Origin of the sequence: Serratia sp. CY76391 (assembly GCF_052166695.1) — a bacterium.
Taxonomy (GTDB): domain Bacteria; phylum Pseudomonadota; class Gammaproteobacteria; order Enterobacterales; family Enterobacteriaceae; genus Serratia; species Serratia nematodiphila.
The window spans coordinates 1,223,567-1,241,436 of record NZ_JBJNOJ010000001.1; the positions used below are offsets into that span (position 1 = coordinate 1,223,567).

The following is a 17,870-nucleotide window of genomic DNA, read 5'->3' on the forward strand; positions in this document are numbered from 1 at the left end:
ACCGGGTGCGTCGCTGCGCGCCCGGTGCTCATTCCCACTATCCCCAGATGCTAGCCAGCCGCCATCCTGTGATGGGCTCGAACTCTGCCCGTCCGCCCTCGGCAAACAGGCTGAGGCGGCGATCCCCCTCCGTCGGATAAATGCGGCTGGTCAGGCAGGCCAATCCCTGATTAACGAAAATCTCCAGCGATGAACGGTCGATAAAGATCCGCAGCGACAGGATGTCACCCTCCGGCAGCGGCACGCTGCGGCAGGTGCTCAGGGCGGGGTTTTCATGAAAACGTTCCAGTACCAGTCGGTGCGCCTGATTATCGACGAACAGCCGCGCCGCACTCCCTATGGCCAGCCCGTAACGCTCGGCGTCGTTGTCGGCCGGTCTCAATGTCAGAGTGAGTTCCTGCACATCGTTCGCCAGCGGCAAATGCTGATTGGTAAGCGTCTGCGCCAAAAACGAGTGCGATTCTCGGCGCAGCGCCGCCAGTTCACGCGCCGGGTTCATGCGAACGCTGCCGTCGGCGGCCAGCGTCAGCTCGCGCGGCAGGGTGAGGGCGCCGGCCCAACGGTGCGCTTTGCTGGGCATCGGTGATTCCCACATATCCATCCAGGCAAACAGCAGCCGACGGCCGTCGGCGGCGGTGAAGGTCTGCGGCGCATAGAAATCGTGGCCGGCATCCAGCTCGCAGAAGGGTTGGGTCACCCTGAAGTCGCTGTCAGGTCGCCAGTGGCCGAGCAGATAGCCGCTCTGGAAGCGATTGCGGTAGCGGTAGCCCTGCGCCGCCAGCCCCTGCGGCGAGAACAGCAGCAGGTGTTGCTCGCCCAGCGGGAAGAAATCCGGGCATTCCCACATATACCCTTGATGCGCCGTTTGCGCGCCGGCCAGCACCCGATCGAAGCGCCAGGCGCGCAGGTCTGCAGAACGGTACAGGCGCACCTGGCCCAGGCCGTTTTCTTTAGCGCCGACCACCAGCCACCATTCGCCGTTCTCGTGCCAGACTTTCGGATCGCGGAAATGCTGAATGCCGTCCGGCGGGGCCAGCACCGGCCCGTGCTTGACGAAGCGTATGCCGTCTTCGCTGGTGGCCAGACATTGCACTTCCCGCACCTGGCTGTCGTCGCCGGGCTCGCCCAGCCACACGTGGCCGGTGTAAATCAGCGTCAGCACGCCGTTGTCATCCACGGCGCAGCCGGAAAAGCAACCGTCTTGGTCATAGGGCGCATCGGGTGCCAGGGCGATGGGCTGGTGCTGCCAGCGGATCAGATCGCGGCTGGTCGCGTGCCCCCAGTGCATGGGCCCCCAGTGTTCGCTATAGGGGTGATGCTGGAAGAAGGCATGATAGACGCCGTCAATACAGATCAGGCCGTTGGGATCGTTGATCCAGCCGGCGGGCGGCGCGAGATGGAACTGCGGGTAGTAATCATCTCGGCGCTCTGCGCGCAGGGCCTCGACCGCATGGTCGGCTTGAGCTAAGGCAGTGTTCATTGGACAGACTCACTTGATTTAATGGCGGATGGAAAGGGCGCTGCCGTGGCGGAACGTTCGCCGCGCAGCAGGAAACAGGAAACAAGCGTGGTGGCGGCGACCGCGCAGCCCATCAGCAGATAGGTGTCGGCAAAGCCGATGCGGTCATAACCGTAGCCCGCCAGCGGCGACAGGAAGCTGGCCATCACCTGGGTGATGAACTGAAAGCCCACCAGGTACAGCGTGGAGGAGAGGCGGCTGTCGAAGCGGCTGGCGATGTATTTGAAGATAGCGATCAGCAGGATCGGCAACTCTACGGCGTGCAGCAGTTTCATGGCGGAGATCATCAAGGCGCCGCTGACCAAGCCGGAGCCGAACATACGCAGCGCCATCACGCTGCCCGCCAGCAACAGCCCCTGCTTGGCGCCGATGCGGTTCACCAGCAGCGGAGCCAGAAACATACCGCCGGCTTCGAGGAAGACCTGCAGCGAGTTGAGAAAACCGTACATCTCGTTGCCCTGTTCGCGTGACGCGAACTGTGAGGCGAAGTAGACCGAAAATTGCTGATCGAAAACGTTGTATACGCTGATGCCGAGCACAAACACCACCAACGCCCAGAAGCCCGGCATGCGCAGCAGCGCCAGCGCGTCCTGCAGCCGCAGGTTCTCCGGTTTGCCAAACGCCAGGCCGGCCATGGCGTTCGGCTTCAGCTCGCGCACCTGGCTGAGCAGCACCAGGAACACCACGGCGGCGGCGGAGGCCAGCCAGAAATTGATGTTCGGATCGATATTGAAGATAAATCCGGCCAGAAAGGTGGCGCTGGCCCAGCCGAGCGAGCCCCACATGCGGGCGCGGCCGAACTCGAAACCGCTGATGCGGCTGACGCGCTCGGTATAAGATTCCAGCGCGCCGATGCCGGCGAAGAAAGTGGCACCGATGAACAGCCCGCCGACCAACGCACCCAGCGGCAGGCTGCTCGCCAGCAGCGGGGCGTAAACGTAGATAAAGAACGGGCCGGTCAGCAGCAGCATCACGCCGAGAAACTGCAGCAGGTGCTTGCGCAGCCCAAGTTTGTCCTGAATAAAACCGTACAGCGGCTGTGCGCACAGCGCCACCAGCGAGATAGCGGAAAAAATCAGGCCGGTCTCGGCGCCTTTAAGACCGATCTTCTGATTCAGCCAGAGTGAGATCAGCGAAAAGCTGGAAGACCAGGTGAAGAAAAAGAAGAACAGCAGGCCGCTGAGCAGCACGTAATATTTTTTCGTTTCGCGGTTCATGGATAAGGTCCCGGTGAGTGAAATCAGCTTTATTGTTAACGTTAACTCACGAAGGGATGAAGCTGTCCGATATCACACATGCGATGTTAATCACAAAAGTTAACGTTAACATTATTGATTTGTGATGTTTCTCACGCAGAGACGCGGATTAACGAGCGTGGTTACTCATCCTGCGGGGGGACATGAAACGGCGGCGATTGGCTGGCGGCCGCAAAGCGGGCGATCAAGAAATCCAACAGCAGGCGCACGCGCGGCGGCTGATAGGGCGAGCGGCGAAACACGGCGTAGATCCCGGCTTCATGCGGGGTGAAGTCGGGAAGAATGACGTTCAGACGCCCGCTGCGGATATCGTCCGCCGCATCCCAGATGGTTTTACGCGCGATGCCGTGCCCCGCTAAAGCCCACTGGCGCGCCAGCGCGCCGTCATTGGTCTCCCAGGCGCTCTCCAGCGGCACCGTGTGGCTCCAGGCCTGGCCGTCCCGGGAGAAATGGAACGTATTCAGCGGGCCGGCTGCGGTCACCAGTACGATAAAACGATGGCCGGCGAGATCGGCCGGCGTGCGTGGCTCGCCATATTGCGCCAGATACGCCGGAGAGGCGCACAGCACGCGTCGGCTGGCGGCCAGGCGCCGCGCGATGAGCGTTTCTTCGCGCGGCGCGCCGAAACGAATGGCGATATCCAGATCGTCCTGCAGCAGGTTGGATAGGGAGTCCGACAGTGTCAGCGCGATCTGCAGCCGGGGGTGTTCGGCGCAAAATTCTTCAATCCACTGATTGAGAAGGTTGCGCCCGAAATCGGCGGAGGCCGAGAGGCGAAGTTTACCGCACACGCCGCTTTGGCTGGCCCGCAGAGCCGCCTCGCCGTCGGCAATCGCCTGCAACGCGAGGGTGCAGTGTTGCAGATAAATGCGCCCTTCTTCAGTGAGACGCAGGCGGCGAGTGGTGCGATCGAAGAGTTTACTGTGCAGCGCCGCTTCCAGCTTGAACAACCGCGCGCTGGCGGCGGCGGGGGAAAGGCCGAGTTTACGGCCGGCGGCAGAAAGGCTGCCCGATGCCGCCGCTTCGGCAAATAAACGCATGTCACCCAGTCTGTCCGTTGCCATTTTTTATCAATCTGGATTTGAAAATAATTCAAATGGTAGGCCAATTATCAATCCGTATGCAAGGTGAGACGCTGGTGACTCTGCAATTGACCATGGGAGTTGTTGGTAATGAATGTTCACTCTGTTTCCACCGATAGCGATAATGCGCATGGCGCGCTGCCGCCGCTGAAAGCATTGCTGGCGCTGACGATGAGCAGCTTCATCGCGACCGCTAATGAGACTGTGCCGGCCGGCATGCTGCCGCAGATAGCCCGAGGCATGAGCATCAGCGAGGCGTGGGCGGGGCAAATGGTGACGTTGTGCGCGCTGGGCGCCGGGGCGGCGGCGATCCCGCTGACGTTGGCGCTGGGCGGGTGGCCGCGTCGCCGACTGCTGCTGTTGGCGATCGGCATCTTTTTGATCTGCAACGCGGTGACGGCGTTGTCACCCTGTTTTGGCGTGACGCTGGGGGCGCGCTTTTTGGTCGGCATCGCTACCGGGGTGACGTGGAGTCTGCTTGCGGGTTACGCGCGCCGCCTGGCCATCGTCTCATTGCAAGGGCGGGCGATGGCGATCGCCATGCTGGGGATCCCGCTGGCGTTGGCGTTGGGCGTACCGATGAGCGCCAGGCTTGGCGAACTGTTGGATTGGCGCTGGATTTTTGCCGTGCTGGCGAGCTTGAGCGCGTTGCTGCTAGTGTGGATCCGGCTGACGCTGCCCGAATTTTACGGTCGCCGAACGCCAGGCAATGCGCGTTTGCGTGAGGTTTTCTGTCTTCCCGGCGTGCGGCCTATTCTTGCCGTATTGGCGTGTTGGATCCTGGCTCATTACACGCTGTATACCTATCTTGCGCCCTATCTTGCCGCGCGCGGCCTGGCGGCCAGGGTGGATTTGGCGCTGTTGGCGTTCGGCATCGCCGCCGTTGCGGGCATTGCGCTGACCGGCTTATGGGTGGATCGCTGGCTGCGTGCGCTGGTGCTGTTCAGCCTGGCGGCCTTCGCGTTGGTGGCGCTGGCGTTTGGCGTGAACGGTTTGCCCGCCGGGGCGGTTTACGTTGGCATGGCGGCATGGGGATTGAGTTTCGGCGGTGCGCCAACGCTGTTGCAGACATCACTGGCGGATGCAGCGGGTGAGCATGCCGATCTCGCCCAGTCGCTGCTGGTCACTTTCTTTAATCTGGCTTTTGCCGTCAGCGGCGCGTTGGGCGGAATTCTGCTGGCAAACGTCGGCGCTAACGCCATACCGTGGATGGCTTTTGTCCTGTTGCTGGTGGGGTGGAGCATTGCCTGGGGCAGTGCAAAGCGCGGCTTCAGCGCCGAACGCCGCGCCGCGGCGCGCTGAGGGGGCGGCGTCGCCCCCTGTAGCGAGATTAACGTTCGTTCAGTGAACGCAGGTGATCGTCACGGCGCAGCGTCATCAGCGCAAACAGGCTGACCACCGACGTGGCGACCACGTAGTAGGCGGGAATATCGATATTGCCGGTCTGTTTGATGAGGCCGGTGATAATCAACCCGGCAGAGCCGGAAAACACCGCATTGGAAAGTGAGTAAGCCAGCCCCAAACCGGTATAACGCACCCGGGTCGGGAACATCTCCGCCAGCATCGCCGGGCCGGGACCGGCCAGCAGGCCGACCACGGCGCCGGCGATCAGCACCGCCAGCCCTTTGACCCACAGTGAACTCTGCGCATCCTGCAACAGGTGCAGCAGCGGAAAGGTAAACAGGATCACCGCCGCCACCGCCGTCAGCATCACCGTTTTTCGTCCCAGCCTGTCGCTGATGATGCCCGCCGGCAGAATGGTCAGGGCGAAACCGACGTTGGCCAGCACCGTCGCCACCAGCGCCTGTTGGAAGGTGGCGTGCAGCGAGGTTTGCAAATAGGAAGGCATCACCACCAGGAAGGTATAACCGGCGGCCGACCAACCCATCATGCGGCCGATGCCGATCAGAATGGTTTTCACCACGCCGCCCAGCTTCGCTTCCGGTTGTGGGGCGGCGTGTTCCGCACGTTGCTGCGCCTGGGTGAACGTGGGCGTTTCCTCGAGCTTGAGCCGCAGCCACAGCGCCACGGCGCCCATCGGCAGCGCCAGCAGGAAGGGAATACGCCAGCCCCAGTCATGCAACTGCTGTGCGCTGAGCAGCGCGGCCAGCAGCGCCACCAGTCCGGCCCCGGCCAGCAGGCCGAGCGCGACGGTCAGCGATTGCCAGGCGCCGAACAGCCCGCGCTTGCCCTTGGGAGCAAACTCGGTCATCAGCGATACCGCGCCGCCGAATTCGCCGCCGGCGAACAACCCCTGAAACATGCGCAGCAGCGTCAGCAGCAGCGGGGCGGCAACGCCGATCGAAGCGTAGGTCGGCATGACGCCGATCAGCGCGGTGGCCAGCGTCATCAGCAGCAGAACCGCAATCAGCGTCGGCCGGCGGCCGATGCGATCGCCGATGCGGCCGAAGATCACCGCGCCGATCGGTCGGCAGAAAAACGCCAGCGCAAAGGCGGCGTAGGTGAGGATCAGGCTGGTGATTTCATTTTCACCCTGCAGGGTGAAAAAATTGGCGGCGATAACGGTGGCCAGGAACCCGTATACGCCGAACTCATACCATTCGATAAAGTTGCCGACCGATCCGGCCAGCAACGCCTGACGCGAGCGGCGCGCGTCGAGAGTCTGTTGATTCATCCCCGTTCCCATACATTTGAATTATTGTTCGTCAGTTCTAAATTTATACGACAAAACAATCAATTGATTTCAGCGGGAACTGTGAGGCGCGATTCACCAGAGCAACGGCGCCGGCTCGCGGCCGTTTTCGGCGTAGTACAGCGACGGCAGGAACTGCGCCAGATAGCTGAACTCGTTGTAGCAGTGGCGCATCAGGTTAAACCCGATGTTGTCCGCCAGTTCGTCGTGGGCGTTGGCGCAGGCTTTACCCAGCAGGAAACGGCTGCGCAGCACGCACCCATAGGGCGTATCGCGCGCCAGATGCAGCATCTCGCCGTCGCAGGGATCGCCGTTGTCATCCAACGCCACCTGGTCGCCGAAGCCGATGCGCGCGCACACGGCGGCGGAGAGCGCCTGCGCATCGCGCGCCTGGCGCAGCGGCTGCGGCGCGAAGAAGTCCTCGGCGGCGTGAAACTTGAGGCGCGCCGCAACCGGCGGCAGCTCCGCCAGCCATTCGACCGCTTCGATGCTGGCGCCGACGTAGCTTTCCCCTTTTTTCCAATGGCGGTCCCAGCCGCGATGTTCGACGTGATCGTGCGGGTGCCACCAGTTGATGTGCTGGGTGTTCTCGAAGAAGGTGAACCACCAGTCCAGCATGCGCCCTTTACAACCGTGCAGATCGGTTCGAACCGCTACGGTGAGCAGACCGTCGGCGCTGCGGCTCAGCCCCATCTCCAGCCGCAGCGGCTCGGGCCTGAGCAACTCGTTGATATCGTTGACGCCCCAGGGCGCCAGCAGGGAAGGATGTGTCATAATGGGGTCCTGTTTTATTTTGGAAACGAAATTTGTTTCCAAAATAAAGCTATGCCGTTATGCTGAGTCTGTCAACGCTTGTGAGGAACAATTATGGCGAACCCGAATGAAGAACCGCTGCGCGCTCGCGGCCGGCCTGCCACGCCGGAAACGGCGCTGCGCGCCGCGCTGACGCAGGCGACGCTGGCGCTGCTGCTCGACGGCGGATACGCCGCGGCAACGGTGGATGCGGTGGCGAAACGCGCCGGGGTAGCTAAAAAAACCCTGTATCGCTTTGCCACCAATCGCGATGAGCTGGTGGCGCAGGCGGTGAGCGGCTGGACCGAGGCGTTTCAGCCGGCCTTCGCTCAGGATGCCGGGCGGCGGGAGGCGGTTGCGCCGCTGTTGGAAACGGGACTGAAGGCGGTGGCGCAGCAGGTACTGAGCGCCGAAGCGGTGGGCATGTTTCGTCTGCTGCAGAGCGATTTCCCGGGGCGTGAGGCGCTGCTGGACAGCTACCAGCGCAACGGCATTCAGCGCGGGCGAGCGACGGTGGCGGATTGGCTGCGGCGCCAGCAGCAATACGGCTGGTTGCTTGCGCGCGACTGGGCGCAAACCAGCGACCTGCTGCTGGCGATGACCATCGCCGAACCGCTGCGCCAGATGACGTTGGGGCTGCTGCCGCCGGGCAGCGCGATCGACGAACGCATCGCGGCGGCGGTGGCGCTGGTGATGCCGGGGTTGCTGCGCGGCGAAAACGCGGATTGCGCCGCATTGTGAGCCGCGTTCATCTGTGGCATGTTAATTGTTCAATTTATGTCACTATTTTGCGATGCCCCCATGAATGCTGCTTACCCGTTCAAACAGGGCGATCTGTTCGCCTTGACCGTTTTTCTGGCCGTCGCCACCCATCGCAGCTTTCACGCGGCGGCGGTGGAGCTGGAGGTGACGCCGTCGGCGGTCAGCCACTCGATAAAAAACCTGGAACAGCGGCTTGGGGTGAGGCTGTTCAACCGCACCACGCGCAGCGTGGCGCCGACCGAAGCGGGTGAGCGTTTGGCGGCGCAGCTGCGCCCGGCGCTGTCGTCTATTTCGCAGGCGCTGCATGAAGTGGATGAATGGCGCGCCACGCCGAGCGGCACCGTACGCATCAACGCCAGCGAAGGGGCAGTCAGGCTGGTATTGCGTCCGTTGCTGGCCGATTTCCTGCGCGAGTACCCCCATATCCACCTGGACATCGTCTGCGACGGCAAGCTGAGCGATATCGTCGCCGAGGGGTTTGATGCCGGCATTCGGCTGGCGGAAGCCGTACCGCAGGACATGATCGCGATGCGCGTCAGCCCGCCCGTGCGTTTCGCCGCCATCGCCGCGCCCGGCTATTTCGCCGTCCATGGGCGCCCGGCGACGCCGCAGGATTTGCTGCGTCATAACTGCATCCGCTTTCGCTTCGACAGCGGCACGATTTACCGCTGGGAATTCGAGCGCGATGGCGTGAGCGAGTCGATCGGCGTTACCGGCTCGCTGACGCTGACCGATCAGCCTCTGATGGTGGACGCCGCCATCGACGGTATCGGCATCGCTTTCGTTCCTGAGCATTTGGCGCTGGAAGCGCTGCACGACGGGCGCCTGGAGCGCGCGCTGGACGCGTGGTGTCCGGCTTATCCGGGGCTGTGCCTCTACTACTCCGGCCATCGCCACGTGTCGGGCGCGCTGAAGGCGTTGATCGAGTATCTGCGTGCGGCGCAGTCCTGATGCGTTCGCGTTCTGCTTTTGGCTACGCCAATTAGTGAACCGCCTTCATCTCCACAGTGAGGTTCGCCTGCATTGTTGCGGCGTGGCGCCTGCCTTACGCTCATGAGGAGACGCCGGGCAACCGCCGGGCGCCACCCTGCTGCGAGGAGTTGATGATGGAAAAGAAGATGAAAGCGGTGGTTATGACCGGCGCCAATCGGCCCTGGGAAGTCAGGCAGGTACCGATGCCCCGGGCGGAGCCGGGGCAGGTCCTGGTCAAAGTGCACGCCTCGGGCATGTGTTATACCGACGTATGGGCGACGCAAGGATATGGCGGCGATATTTATCCGCAAACGCCCGGCCATGAAGTGGTGGGGGAAGTGGTTGAGGTGGGGGCCGGTGTGCATACGCGGCAGATTGGCGATCGCGTCGGCACCACCTGGGTGCAATCGGCCTGCGGCCGCTGTCCGTACTGCCGCGAGAATCGGCCGCTAACCGGGCAAACGGCGATGAACTGCCCGGCGCCGCGCACCACCGGTTTTGCCGCCCAGGGCGGCCACGCCGAGTATATCGCCATCGCCGCTGAAGGTACGGTGTTGCTGCCGGACGGGCTGTCTTACATCGACGCCGCGCCGATGATGTGTGCGGGGTATACCACCTGGAGCGGCCTGCGCGACGCGGCGCCGCTGCCGCATGAGACGGTGGCGGTGTTAGGCATTGGCGGGCTGGGGCACGTCGCGTTGCAACTGTCGAAAGCCTGCGGTTTCGATACCGTTGCCATCACCCATTCGCCGGACAAGCACGCGCTGGCGAAGCAACTGGGCGCCGATCGCATCGTCGCCTCCGGGCAGGCGCTGCGGGAGAACGGCGGCGCGGACATTCTGCTGGTGACCACCAATGACTTCGACTCCGCACAGGAGGCGATGAGCGGCTTGCGGGTCGATGGCCGCGTGGTGCTGTGCGGGCTGGACTTCAGTAAACCGTTCGCGATCTCTTCCGAAGGGGTGCCGTTCCATATGATGCGTCAGCGGGTGATCGGATCGACCCACGGCGGGCAGCACTACCTGAGTGAGGTGCTGAACCTGGCGGCGAAAGGCAAAGTGAAGCCGATGGTCGAGACTTTCACGCTGGATCAAGCCACGGAGGCTTATGAGCGGCTTGCCTCTGGCAACATGCGTTTTCGCGGCGTTTTTGTGCCGTCGGCGGCGTGAGAAAAGGGCCGAGGGTTCGGCCCTTGCAGACAGGTATGAAGGGCGCTGCGGCGCCCTGGTTGCTTTACAGCTTAGGCCCGGCCTTCACCAACTTTTCGCCCGCCGGGGTGACGGTATATTTGGCGAAGTTGTCGATAAAGCGCTGCGCCAGATCCTGCGCCTTCTCCTGCCACAGCGATTCGTCGGCGTAGGTTTTGCGCGGATCGAGGATCGACGGATCGACGCCAGGCAGTGCGGTCGGCACGTTCAGCCCGAAGATCGGCAGCGTGAAGGTCTCGGCCTGCTCAATGTCGCCATTCAAGATGGCGTCGATGATACCGCGCGTATCTTTGATCGAGATGCGTTTGCCGCTGCCGTTCCAGCCGGTGTTCACCAGGTAAGCCTGGGCGCCGGCGGCCTCCATGCGTTTCACCAGCACTTCGGCGTACTGCGTCGGGTGCAGCGTCAGGAACGCGGCGCCGAAGCAGGCGGAGAAGGTCGGCGTCGGCGCGGTGATGCCGCGTTCGGTGCCGGCCAGCTTGGCGGTGAAACCGGACAGGAAGTGGTATTGGGTCTGCTCCGGCGTCAGGCGCGATACCGGCGGCAGCACGCCGAAGGCGTCGGCGGTCAGAAAGATGATCTTGCGCGCGTGGCCGGCTTTGGACACCGGCTTGACGATGTTCTCGATGTGATAAATCGGGTAAGAGACGCGGGTGTTCTCGGTTTTGCTGGCGTCGTCGAAGTCGATGCTGCCGTCGGCCAGCACGGTGACGTTTTCGAGCAGCGCATCGCGGCGGATCGCCTGATAGATTTCCGGCTCCGCCTGCTGCGACAGCTTGATGGTTTTGGCGTAGCAGCCGCCTTCGAAGTTGAACACGCCGTCGTCGTCCCAGCCGTGCTCGTCATCGCCGATCAGCTGACGCTTAGGATCGGTGGAGAGGGTGGTTTTGCCGGTGCCGGACAGGCCGAAGAATACCGCCACGTCGCCTTGCTCGCCGACGTTGGCCGAGCAGTGCATCGACGCGATGCCCTGCAGCGGCAGCAGATAGTTCATGATCGAGAACAGGCCTTTCTTCATTTCGCCGCCGTACCAGGTGCCGCCGATCAGCTGCATGCGCTCGCTCAGATTGAAGGCGACGAAGTTCTCCGAGTGCAGCCCTTGCTGCTGCCAGTCCGGATTGGTGCATTTGGCGCCGTTCATCACCACGAAGTCCGGCTCGAAGTCAGCCAGCTCTTCGTCGCTCGGGCGGATAAACATGTTTTTCACGAAGTGCGCCTGCCAGGCCACCTCGGTGATGAAGCGCACTTTCAGACGCGTGTCGGCGTTGGCGCCGCAGAACGCGTCCACCACGAACAGACGCTTGCCGGAGAGCTGATTGCCCACCAGCGTCTTCAGATGCTGCCAGACTTCCGGCGAGAGCGGCTGGTTGTCGTTCTTGCCGGTGCCGTTGTCCGACCACCAGACGGTATCGCGCGTGGTGTCGTCGCGCACGATGTATTTGTCCTTCGGCGAACGGCCGGTAAATTCGCCGGTCGCGACGTTGACCGCGCCCAGTTGGGTGAGGGTGCCACGCTCCAGCGGCGGCAGGTCGGCGCGGGTCTCTTCGGCGAACAGCAATTCATAACTGGGGTTATAGACGATGTCGGCGGCCTGATGGATGCCGTAGCGAGCGAGGGTTTGTGGGGTAACAGCGCGTGAAGACATATTCTACTTCCTTATGAGTCATATTATGCCTCTTTCCCGTGCGGTGCCGCGCGCAGGATTGAGATTCGGATCAAGCTGACCGGATTCAGCTAATGCGTTTCCGGTTCTTTATTAATAAAACAGGGGGCTTTTTCGCCCTCCTATAGCATAGCAGCGAATTTAAGCCTGCTTACTTTAATTACAAAATGCTGACGATAATTAATTAAAACCAACCTTGGCGGAGGGTCACAATATTGAATTTCGCCGGCGTAATTTAGTTTTGCATTTTTATTTTTTATCATATTGTCAGGGCTGTCTACTGTTTTATTTCTTATTAGAAAAAGCAAAATTCACAATAGGATTTTTCGTAATCATTTGTTTTTGCTTGGCTATGGCAGAGTTTTTGCGCCAGGTGAATCTAACCGTACTGTACGCTTGTCAGCAGGGTGAATAATGAAACAGATAAATGCAGAACTGGCCTGTGATAAAAATACGGCATCGTCCGAATCCTCAGGATTAATTAATCAACTTCGTCAAATGGATATCGGCGCGGTACCGATCGCCTTGTTTATCACGATTTGCGCGATCGTAGCGATTTCCGCCTACGCCAACTTCCTGCCGAAGAATATGATCGGTGGCCTGGCGGTGATAATGACGCTGGGCTTTGCGCTGGCGCAGTTGGGAAAAAGTATTCCCGTGCTGCGCGATATCGGCGGGCCGGCCATTCTGTGTTTGATGGTGCCGTCGGTGCTGGTCTATTTCAATGTCTTCCAGCCTAACGTCATGGGCACCGTCCACCTGCTGATGAAAGACGCCAACCTGCTCTATTTCGTCATCGCCAGTCTGGTGGTCGGCAGCATTCTCGGCATGAACCGGGTGATCCTGATCCAGGGGATGATTCGCATGTTCGTGCCGCTGGTGGTGGGCACGATCACGGCGGTGATCACCGGGCTGCTGGTGGGCAAGCTGTTCGGCTTTACCTTCTATCACACCTTCTTCTTCATCATCGTACCGATCATCGGCGGCGGCATCGGCGAGGGGATTTTACCGCTGTCGCTGGCCTATTCGGCGATCCTGGGCTCGACGCCGGACATCTATGTCGCGCAGCTGGCGCCGGCGGCGGTGCTGGGTAACATCTTCGCCATCGTGACCGCCGGGGTGCTGGCGCGCATCGGTATGCAACGCAAGGCGTTGAGCGGCGACGGCATGCTGATCCGTTCGGCGCAGGAGAACGCGATGTTCGCCATCAAGGAGCAAGGCGGCAATGTCGATTTTCAACTGATGGGCGGCGGGCTGCTGGTGATCTGCGCCTTCTTTATCGTCGGCGGCCTGTTCGAACACATCGTGCATATTCCCGGCCCGGTGCTGATGATCCTGTTCGCGGTGCTGTGCAAGTACTGCCGAGTGATCCCGGCTTCGATGGAAACCGGCGCGCACAGTTTCTACAAGTTCGTCTCCACCGCGCTGGTGTGGCCGCTGATGATCGGTCTGGGCATGCTGTACGTGCCGCTGGAAAGCGTGGTGGCGGTGTTCTCGGTCGGTTATGTGGTGGTCTGCGGCTCGGTAGTGCTGTCGATGGGGCTGGTCAGTTTCCTGATTGCGCCTTACCTGAAGATGTTTCCGGTGGAAGCGGCGATCGTCACCTGTTGTCACAGTGGCCTGGGCGGCACCGGTGACGTGGCGATCCTGTCGGCGTCGAACCGCATGGGGCTGATGCCGTTCGCCCAAATCGCCACGCGCATCGGCGGCGCTTCTACGGTCATCGGCGCGACGCTGCTGCTTGGTTGGTTAGTCTGAGTCCAGAGTATCTTATGGATAACCGGGGTTGGATTGCCCCGGTTTTTTTATGCGTTTTTTTCGCTTATCGTGATAGTGCTGATTATTGCCTTGAAAATCATTCGTGTGGCGCAAATGCATAGCCGCACTTTATCTAAGAAAACTCTGTAATCGGTGAAAATGTGTCTATTCTTTTCTCTTAAGGGATTATCGTTCTCATTCAGAGTGCCGAGGGAAGGCGCCATCGCATTACCGATATCCCCGTATTGATTCAACACCGGGCCGCTGCCGTTCAGGCAATCCGCCAGTTGGGGCATCCCCCCGATTGAATTGACGAATATGGAGATAAGGTTATGTCATCAAGCAATGCTTCCGTTAAGGCCGAAGGCGTATTAGCCCTGCTGGGCGCTTATAAACCCGATGAAGACGACACCATTACCGTGCATCATCCGTCGAAAACGTTCGAAAACGCCGGCCTGGAGCTGGTGCGCGGCGATCGCAGTTGGCACGACAAGGGCGTGACCGACACGCCGGTCTCTCTGACCTACAGCTTCTGGGAAAAGGCGCCGGGCAACATGTCGAGCATGGGCATCAGCGGCTTCAGCAGCTTTAACGCCGAACAGCGTGAGCAGGCTAAACTGTCGCTGCAGTCATGGTCAGACGTGGCTAACATCACCTTCACCGAAACCAGCAACACCGCCGCCGCCAACATCAAATTCGGCCTGTTCGACTACAGCTCGCGCGGCTCCTATGCCTTCGCGTATAACCCGGACACCTCGCCTTCGGTCGCCGGGCAGACCTGGTATAACGCCAAGAACCACACCTTCGTCAACAACCAGATCCATGAGAACGAGTACGGTCGCCAGACCTTCACCCATGAAATCGGCCATGCGTTGGGGCTGCAGCACCCGGGCGACTATAACGCCGCACCGGGCGTCAGCATCACCTACGCTAAAGACGCGACCTACTTTGAGGACAGCCGCGCGCACAGCCTGATGAGCTATTTCAGCGAAAGCAATACCGGGCAGGACTTTAAAGGCGCGTACTCTTCCGGGCCGTTGCTCAACGACATCACGGCGATCCAGCATTTCTACGGCGCCAACATGACCACCCGCACCGGCGATACGGTTTACGGTTTCAATTCCAACACCGATCGCGACTTCCTCACCGCCACCGGCGCGCAGGACAAAATAATCTTCACCGCCTGGGACGCCGGCGGCAACGACACCTTCGATTTCTCCGGCTTTGGCCAGAATCAGCGCATCAACCTGAATGAAAAGGCGTTCTCGGACGTCGGCGGCCTGAAAGGCAACGTGTCTATCGCTGCCGGCGTAACGATTGAAAACGCCATCGGCGGGTCGGGTAACGATGTGCTGGTGGGCAACGCCGCCGATAACGTGCTCAAGGGCGGCGCGGGCGATGACGTGCTGTACGGCGGTAAGGGGGCGGATCAGCTGTGGGGAGGCGCCGGCAAGGACACCTTCGTCTATTTCGCGGCGGAAGAGTCAACGGCGGCGGCGCCGGATTGGATCCGCGACTTCGTGCGTGGCGAGGACAAGATCGATCTGACGCTGTTCAACACCGGCAGCGCCGACGGCATTCGCTTCGTCGATCAGTTCAGCGGCAAGGCGGGCGAGGCGACGCTGAGCTACGATGCGCAAAATCACGTCAGTGACGTGGCGATCAACCTGGGCGGCGCCTTTGACGGCAGCGATTTCCTGGTGAAAGTGGTGGGACAGCCGCTGGATGCGGGTGATTTCGTGCTGGCCTGATGCAGGCAACAAAAATAGGGCACTTTGGGCAAAAACCCGACAATTCCTATTAATTACGTCATATTAGCGTGACATAGTAGCGCGCAGAAGGCCGGGCTTGCATACCTCGGGCTTCTGTCGGATCGCCAACCTTCTTCGGTTGGCGATTCATTTTCCGCCTTTCAGCATGTTGATGGCGGCGCCAAGCAGGATGCGCCGTTCGATATCGTTGCTGTCCGCCAGCTGCCGCGCCAGATGTTTTTCCAGCGTTTCCACCGACAGCGCTTCGCCGCGATGACGCAGCTGCATCACGCCGTCGCCGATCAGGCGTGCGACCTCATCCCATACGGGTTTAATCTCCTGTTCCGAGAACGTCATGGTCTACCTCGGCTGGTTGATTTTTGCCCAATGTAGCAGCTGAGCTGCGGCTTCGCTACCCGCCGCCTAAAACAGGAAGCATAAAAAACAAGCCATCAGTATTTCTTCTGGTTTTTACGCTCAATACTTGCGGTGTCGAAAAGCAGGAGAAAACATCATGAACTGGGTCGAAACCTTGGCGGAGTACTACCGCCTGAGCCGCACGGGTGAAACGCAGCATTGGCTGTGTCGCCGCTGGTTGCTTCAGGGGGAGGCGCGTTTGGCCTATTTGCGGGAGTTGCTGGAGCCGACCGCGCCACGGCGGCGGTGAACAGGGCGCCGGCGTTGCCGGCGCCATTTCGCGGGATCAACCGAAGGCGATCGCCGCCCAACGCAACAGCAGCAGCGCCAGGCAGATCAGCAGCAGCACCACCACCATTTTACCGAGCTTGTTGCCCATGCGCTTTGTTGCCACGCTGTCCTCCCTTTTAGCTGAAATACCACCCGCCGGCGAGGAGGATGAAGAAAAGCGTCACTAACGCGACGCCGTTGAGTAAGTCGCTGAACGTATCGTCAGCATCGATGTCATTTTGCCGCATGTTACCGCCTGGCGGACGCCATTGGGTGAATAATGTTCACAGTATGCGCCCCGCAGCGCGACAGGCACAGCGAAGAACGGTAAAAACGCGTAAAGGTGGCGGTGGCGGAACGCGCAGTCGCGCCTGCGACGGATGCAGACGGCCGGCAATACGTTGTACTATCCTGTCTGCATTGAGGCATTTTTCCAAAAGGTATAATCATGGCGATGGCAATTCCACAGAAATACGAACACCTTGAGCGTTGGGCATTCGGCGATACCGAGCAGCAGGCCGATGAAGTGGTGCAATTGATCCTCAATGGCACCAAAACGGCCACCTGCTCCAACCTGGACGGCGAGGGGATCCCGCAGGCCGGCGATCTGTTCCTGGTGGTGGACGGCAAGGGGGAGCCGGTCTGCGCGGTCGAGCTGACCGCGGTGGAAATGAAAACTTACGATCAGGTCGATGAAGCGCACGCCTTTGCCGAAGGCGAGGGCGATCGCTCGCTGGCGCATTGGCGCAAAGAGCTGCAGCGCTTCTTCGAAGAGTACGATCTGTTCTCGCCGGACATGACGCTGGTGTTGATGAATTTCAAAGTCGTCGACAAATTCTAATCTTATGCGCGCCGTTCCCTACGAGTGCCAGTGGGCGAGCCCGGAGTTGGCTGCCGATCTGATAGCCGGCCGCGCGACGCTGGCGCAAGACGAAAATTGGGCGCGCAGCGGCGCCCGCGATCGGGCAGAGTACATCGAGTGGGCCAACCACGTGTGCGGCATGGCCTGCCTGAAAATGGTGCTGGGCCATCGCGACGGCGAAACGCCGCCGCTGCTGGAACTGGCGCGCCGCAGCCTGCCCTACGGCGCCTATGTGCGCGAGGGTGAACGGATAAAGGGCCTGATTTACGCGCCGTTCGTCGAGTACGTGCGCGAGCAGTTCGCGCTGCATGCGGAGGTGAAGGTGGGGCTGGAAGCTGCCGACGTGCCGGCGCTGCTTAGCGAATGCCGTTACTTTATCGCTTCGGTGCATCCCGCCATTCGCCGGCCGGAGAGCACACCGCCGCACAGGGGCGGGCATCTGGTGCTGATCACCGCCGCCGATGCGCAAAGCGTGACCTTCCACAACCCTTCGGGCGACAGCCCGGCGACGCGCGAGCGGGTATGCCTGCCGCTCAGCCGCTTCGCCCCTTTCTTTGCCGGCCGCGGCATCGCCATCGCATAAAAAAACGCGCTGTTTCCGATGAAAACAGCGCGTTGTCAGCCGTTCTGATGCACTGTCATGCCAGCCGCATCACCCAGGCGTCCGCCTGCCGATCGTAGTGTTGCTTGTACAGCAGCGACTGTTTGCCGTCGAGGATCGCCGGGATGCTGGTGTGTTCATCCCAGCCGTCCAGCTGCATGCACAGATCCGGATCGGACTTGCAGGGTATGCTCAGGGTGCCGGCGCGGTCGGCACCGGCGTGAAGATGCGCGTCATCGACCTCGAAGCTGCCAATTTTTACGACGGTTTTGCTCATGGGAACTCCTTGCTCAATGGTGTGGTA

18 protein-coding genes are annotated in these 17,870 nt (G+C 61.1%); 9 read left to right on the forward strand and 9 right to left on the reverse strand.

Annotation, left to right across the window (positions count from 1 at the left end; all coding sequences use genetic code 11):
* Nucleotides 1-37 precede the first annotated feature (37 nt).
* The 3 genes from ACJ8PN_RS06230 to ACJ8PN_RS06240 all read right to left on the reverse strand — a co-directional run bounded on the left by ACJ8PN_RS06230 (nucleotide 38) and on the right by ACJ8PN_RS06240 (nucleotide 3,839).
* Nucleotides 38-1,480 (reverse strand): glycoside hydrolase family 32 protein, encoded by a 1,443-nt coding sequence (locus ACJ8PN_RS06230; RefSeq protein ID WP_442534714.1) that lies wholly within the window; start codon nucleotides 1,478-1,480, stop codon nucleotides 38-40.
* Nucleotides 1,477-2,736: an MFS transporter gene (locus tag ACJ8PN_RS06235; RefSeq protein ID WP_004941315.1), complete on the reverse strand. Its 1,260-nt coding sequence runs from the start codon at nucleotides 2,734-2,736 to the stop codon at nucleotides 1,477-1,479. Before ACJ8PN_RS06235 ends, ACJ8PN_RS06230 begins: the two co-directional genes overlap by 4 nt.
* A gap of 161 nt (nucleotides 2,737-2,897) precedes the next feature.
* Nucleotides 2,898-3,839, reverse strand: coding sequence for a LysR family transcriptional regulator (locus tag ACJ8PN_RS06240; RefSeq protein WP_351107655.1), 942 nt, complete (start codon nucleotides 3,837-3,839; stop codon nucleotides 2,898-2,900).
* A gap of 108 nt (nucleotides 3,840-3,947) precedes the next feature.
* Between ACJ8PN_RS06240 and ACJ8PN_RS06245 the strand changes: the two genes are divergently transcribed.
* Nucleotides 3,948-5,159 carry an MFS transporter gene (locus ACJ8PN_RS06245; protein ID WP_442534715.1) on the forward strand — a complete coding sequence of 404 codons (1,212 nt, stop codon included), beginning with the start codon at nucleotides 3,948-3,950 and terminating at the stop codon, nucleotides 5,157-5,159.
* A gap of 28 nt (nucleotides 5,160-5,187) precedes the next feature.
* Here the strand turns inward: ACJ8PN_RS06245 and ACJ8PN_RS06250 are convergent, their stop codons facing one another.
* Both ACJ8PN_RS06250 and ACJ8PN_RS06255 read right to left on the reverse strand, forming a co-directional pair.
* Nucleotides 5,188-6,492: an MFS transporter gene (locus ACJ8PN_RS06250; protein ID WP_351107661.1), complete on the reverse strand. Its 1,305-nt coding sequence runs from the start codon at nucleotides 6,490-6,492 to the stop codon at nucleotides 5,188-5,190.
* 93 nt (nucleotides 6,493-6,585) lie between these two features.
* Nucleotides 6,586-7,284, reverse strand: coding sequence for a DAPG hydrolase family protein (locus tag ACJ8PN_RS06255; protein ID WP_171453859.1), 699 nt, complete (start codon nucleotides 7,282-7,284; stop codon nucleotides 6,586-6,588).
* Nucleotides 7,285-7,377: 93 nt separating this feature from the next.
* Between ACJ8PN_RS06255 and ACJ8PN_RS06260 the strand changes: the two genes are divergently transcribed.
* The 3 genes from ACJ8PN_RS06260 (at nucleotide 7,378) to ACJ8PN_RS06270 (ending at nucleotide 10,205) form a co-directional block, all read left to right on the forward strand.
* Nucleotides 7,378-8,043 carry a TetR/AcrR family transcriptional regulator gene (locus ACJ8PN_RS06260; protein ID WP_171453860.1) on the forward strand — a complete coding sequence of 222 codons (666 nt, stop codon included), beginning with the start codon at nucleotides 7,378-7,380 and terminating at the stop codon, nucleotides 8,041-8,043.
* 60 nt (nucleotides 8,044-8,103) lie between these two features.
* Complete coding sequence (locus tag ACJ8PN_RS06265; protein ID WP_004941330.1) at nucleotides 8,104-9,015, forward strand: LysR family transcriptional regulator; 912 nt, start codon at nucleotides 8,104-8,106, stop codon at nucleotides 9,013-9,015.
* Nucleotides 9,016-9,182: 167 nt separating this feature from the next.
* Entirely contained in the window at nucleotides 9,183-10,205 is a 1,023-nt protein-coding gene (locus tag ACJ8PN_RS06270; RefSeq protein ID WP_253893555.1) for an alcohol dehydrogenase catalytic domain-containing protein, read from the forward strand.
* A gap of 64 nt (nucleotides 10,206-10,269) precedes the next feature.
* On the opposite strand, the gene pckA is transcribed toward ACJ8PN_RS06270, so the two are convergent.
* Nucleotides 10,270-11,889 (reverse strand): phosphoenolpyruvate carboxykinase (ATP), encoded by a 1,620-nt coding sequence (gene pckA / locus ACJ8PN_RS06275; protein ID WP_442534716.1) that lies wholly within the window; start codon nucleotides 11,887-11,889, stop codon nucleotides 10,270-10,272.
* Between the two features lie 432 nt (nucleotides 11,890-12,321).
* Here pckA and ACJ8PN_RS06280 point away from each other — a divergent pair, with 432 nt between their 5' ends.
* A complete protein-coding gene (locus ACJ8PN_RS06280) occupies nucleotides 12,322-13,665 on the forward strand; it encodes a 2-hydroxycarboxylate transporter family protein (RefSeq protein WP_088381508.1) in 1,344 nt (447 codons plus the stop codon).
* 332 nt (nucleotides 13,666-13,997) lie between these two features.
* Nucleotides 13,998-15,416, forward strand: a complete 1,419-nt coding sequence (locus tag ACJ8PN_RS06285) for a serralysin family metalloprotease (RefSeq protein WP_442534717.1) — start codon at nucleotides 13,998-14,000, stop codon at nucleotides 15,414-15,416.
* A gap of 147 nt (nucleotides 15,417-15,563) precedes the next feature.
* Here ACJ8PN_RS06285 and ACJ8PN_RS06290 read toward each other — a convergent pair whose 3' ends face one another.
* Nucleotides 15,564-15,773, reverse strand: a complete 210-nt coding sequence (locus ACJ8PN_RS06290; RefSeq protein ID WP_004931526.1) for a hypothetical protein — start codon at nucleotides 15,771-15,773, stop codon at nucleotides 15,564-15,566.
* Between the two features lie 157 nt (nucleotides 15,774-15,930).
* Here ACJ8PN_RS06290 and ACJ8PN_RS06295 point away from each other — a divergent pair, with 157 nt between their 5' ends.
* Nucleotides 15,931-16,083: a hypothetical protein gene (locus ACJ8PN_RS06295; protein WP_004931524.1), complete on the forward strand. Its 153-nt coding sequence runs from the start codon at nucleotides 15,931-15,933 to the stop codon at nucleotides 16,081-16,083.
* 36 nt (nucleotides 16,084-16,119) lie between these two features.
* Here the strand turns inward: ACJ8PN_RS06295 and yniD are convergent, their stop codons facing one another.
* Nucleotides 16,120-16,212, reverse strand: a complete 93-nt coding sequence (yniD, locus tag ACJ8PN_RS06300; RefSeq protein WP_021505513.1) for a small membrane protein YniD — start codon at nucleotides 16,210-16,212, stop codon at nucleotides 16,120-16,122.
* A gap of 339 nt (nucleotides 16,213-16,551) precedes the next feature.
* Here yniD and ACJ8PN_RS06305 point away from each other — a divergent pair, with 339 nt between their 5' ends.
* Nucleotides 16,552-16,944: an ASCH domain-containing protein gene (locus ACJ8PN_RS06305; protein WP_171453863.1), complete on the forward strand. Its 393-nt coding sequence runs from the start codon at nucleotides 16,552-16,554 to the stop codon at nucleotides 16,942-16,944.
* A gap of 4 nt (nucleotides 16,945-16,948) precedes the next feature.
* On the forward strand, nucleotides 16,949-17,548 hold the full coding sequence (locus ACJ8PN_RS06310; protein ID WP_437188993.1) for a C39 family peptidase: 600 nt from the start codon (nucleotides 16,949-16,951) through the stop codon (nucleotides 17,546-17,548).
* A gap of 55 nt (nucleotides 17,549-17,603) precedes the next feature.
* On the opposite strand, the gene ACJ8PN_RS06315 is transcribed toward ACJ8PN_RS06310, so the two are convergent.
* Nucleotides 17,604-17,843, reverse strand: a complete 240-nt coding sequence (locus tag ACJ8PN_RS06315; RefSeq protein ID WP_004931517.1) for a DUF1480 family protein — start codon at nucleotides 17,841-17,843, stop codon at nucleotides 17,604-17,606.
* Nucleotides 17,844-17,870 lie beyond the last annotated feature (27 nt).

Excerpts from the sequence above, each read along its gene's own strand:
- ACJ8PN_RS06230 (WP_442534714.1), bottom strand. The coding sequence starts at position 1,480 with ATGAACACTGCCTTAGCTCAAGCCGACCATGCGGTCGAGGCCCTGCGC.
- ACJ8PN_RS06235 (WP_004941315.1), bottom strand. The coding sequence starts at position 2,736 with ATGAACCGCGAAACGAAAAAATATTACGTGCTGCTCAGCGGCCTGCTG.
- ACJ8PN_RS06240 (WP_351107655.1), bottom strand. The coding sequence starts at position 3,839 with ATGGCAACGGACAGACTGGGTGACATGCGTTTATTTGCCGAAGCGGCG.
- ACJ8PN_RS06245 (WP_442534715.1), top strand. The coding sequence starts at position 3,948 with ATGAATGTTCACTCTGTTTCCACCGATAGCGATAATGCGCATGGCGCG.
- ACJ8PN_RS06250 (WP_351107661.1), bottom strand. The coding sequence starts at position 6,492 with ATGAATCAACAGACTCTCGACGCGCGCCGCTCGCGTCAGGCGTTGCTG.
- ACJ8PN_RS06255 (WP_171453859.1), bottom strand. The coding sequence starts at position 7,284 with ATGACACATCCTTCCCTGCTGGCGCCCTGGGGCGTCAACGATATCAAC.
- ACJ8PN_RS06260 (WP_171453860.1), top strand. The coding sequence starts at position 7,378 with ATGGCGAACCCGAATGAAGAACCGCTGCGCGCTCGCGGCCGGCCTGCC.
- ACJ8PN_RS06265 (WP_004941330.1), top strand. The coding sequence starts at position 8,104 with ATGAATGCTGCTTACCCGTTCAAACAGGGCGATCTGTTCGCCTTGACC.
- ACJ8PN_RS06270 (WP_253893555.1), top strand. The coding sequence starts at position 9,183 with ATGAAAGCGGTGGTTATGACCGGCGCCAATCGGCCCTGGGAAGTCAGG.
- pckA (WP_442534716.1), bottom strand. The coding sequence starts at position 11,889 with ATGTCTTCACGCGCTGTTACCCCACAAACCCTCGCTCGCTACGGCATC.
- ACJ8PN_RS06280 (WP_088381508.1), top strand. The coding sequence starts at position 12,322 with ATGAAACAGATAAATGCAGAACTGGCCTGTGATAAAAATACGGCATCG.
- ACJ8PN_RS06285 (WP_442534717.1), top strand. The coding sequence starts at position 13,998 with ATGTCATCAAGCAATGCTTCCGTTAAGGCCGAAGGCGTATTAGCCCTG.
- ACJ8PN_RS06290 (WP_004931526.1), bottom strand. The coding sequence starts at position 15,773 with ATGACGTTCTCGGAACAGGAGATTAAACCCGTATGGGATGAGGTCGCA.
- ACJ8PN_RS06295 (WP_004931524.1), top strand. The coding sequence starts at position 15,931 with ATGAACTGGGTCGAAACCTTGGCGGAGTACTACCGCCTGAGCCGCACG.
- yniD (WP_021505513.1), bottom strand. The coding sequence starts at position 16,212 with ATGGGCAACAAGCTCGGTAAAATGGTGGTGGTGCTGCTGCTGATCTGC.
- ACJ8PN_RS06305 (WP_171453863.1), top strand. The coding sequence starts at position 16,552 with ATGGCGATGGCAATTCCACAGAAATACGAACACCTTGAGCGTTGGGCA.
- ACJ8PN_RS06310 (WP_437188993.1), top strand. The coding sequence starts at position 16,949 with ATGCGCGCCGTTCCCTACGAGTGCCAGTGGGCGAGCCCGGAGTTGGCT.
- ACJ8PN_RS06315 (WP_004931517.1), bottom strand. The coding sequence starts at position 17,843 with ATGAGCAAAACCGTCGTAAAAATTGGCAGCTTCGAGGTCGATGACGCG.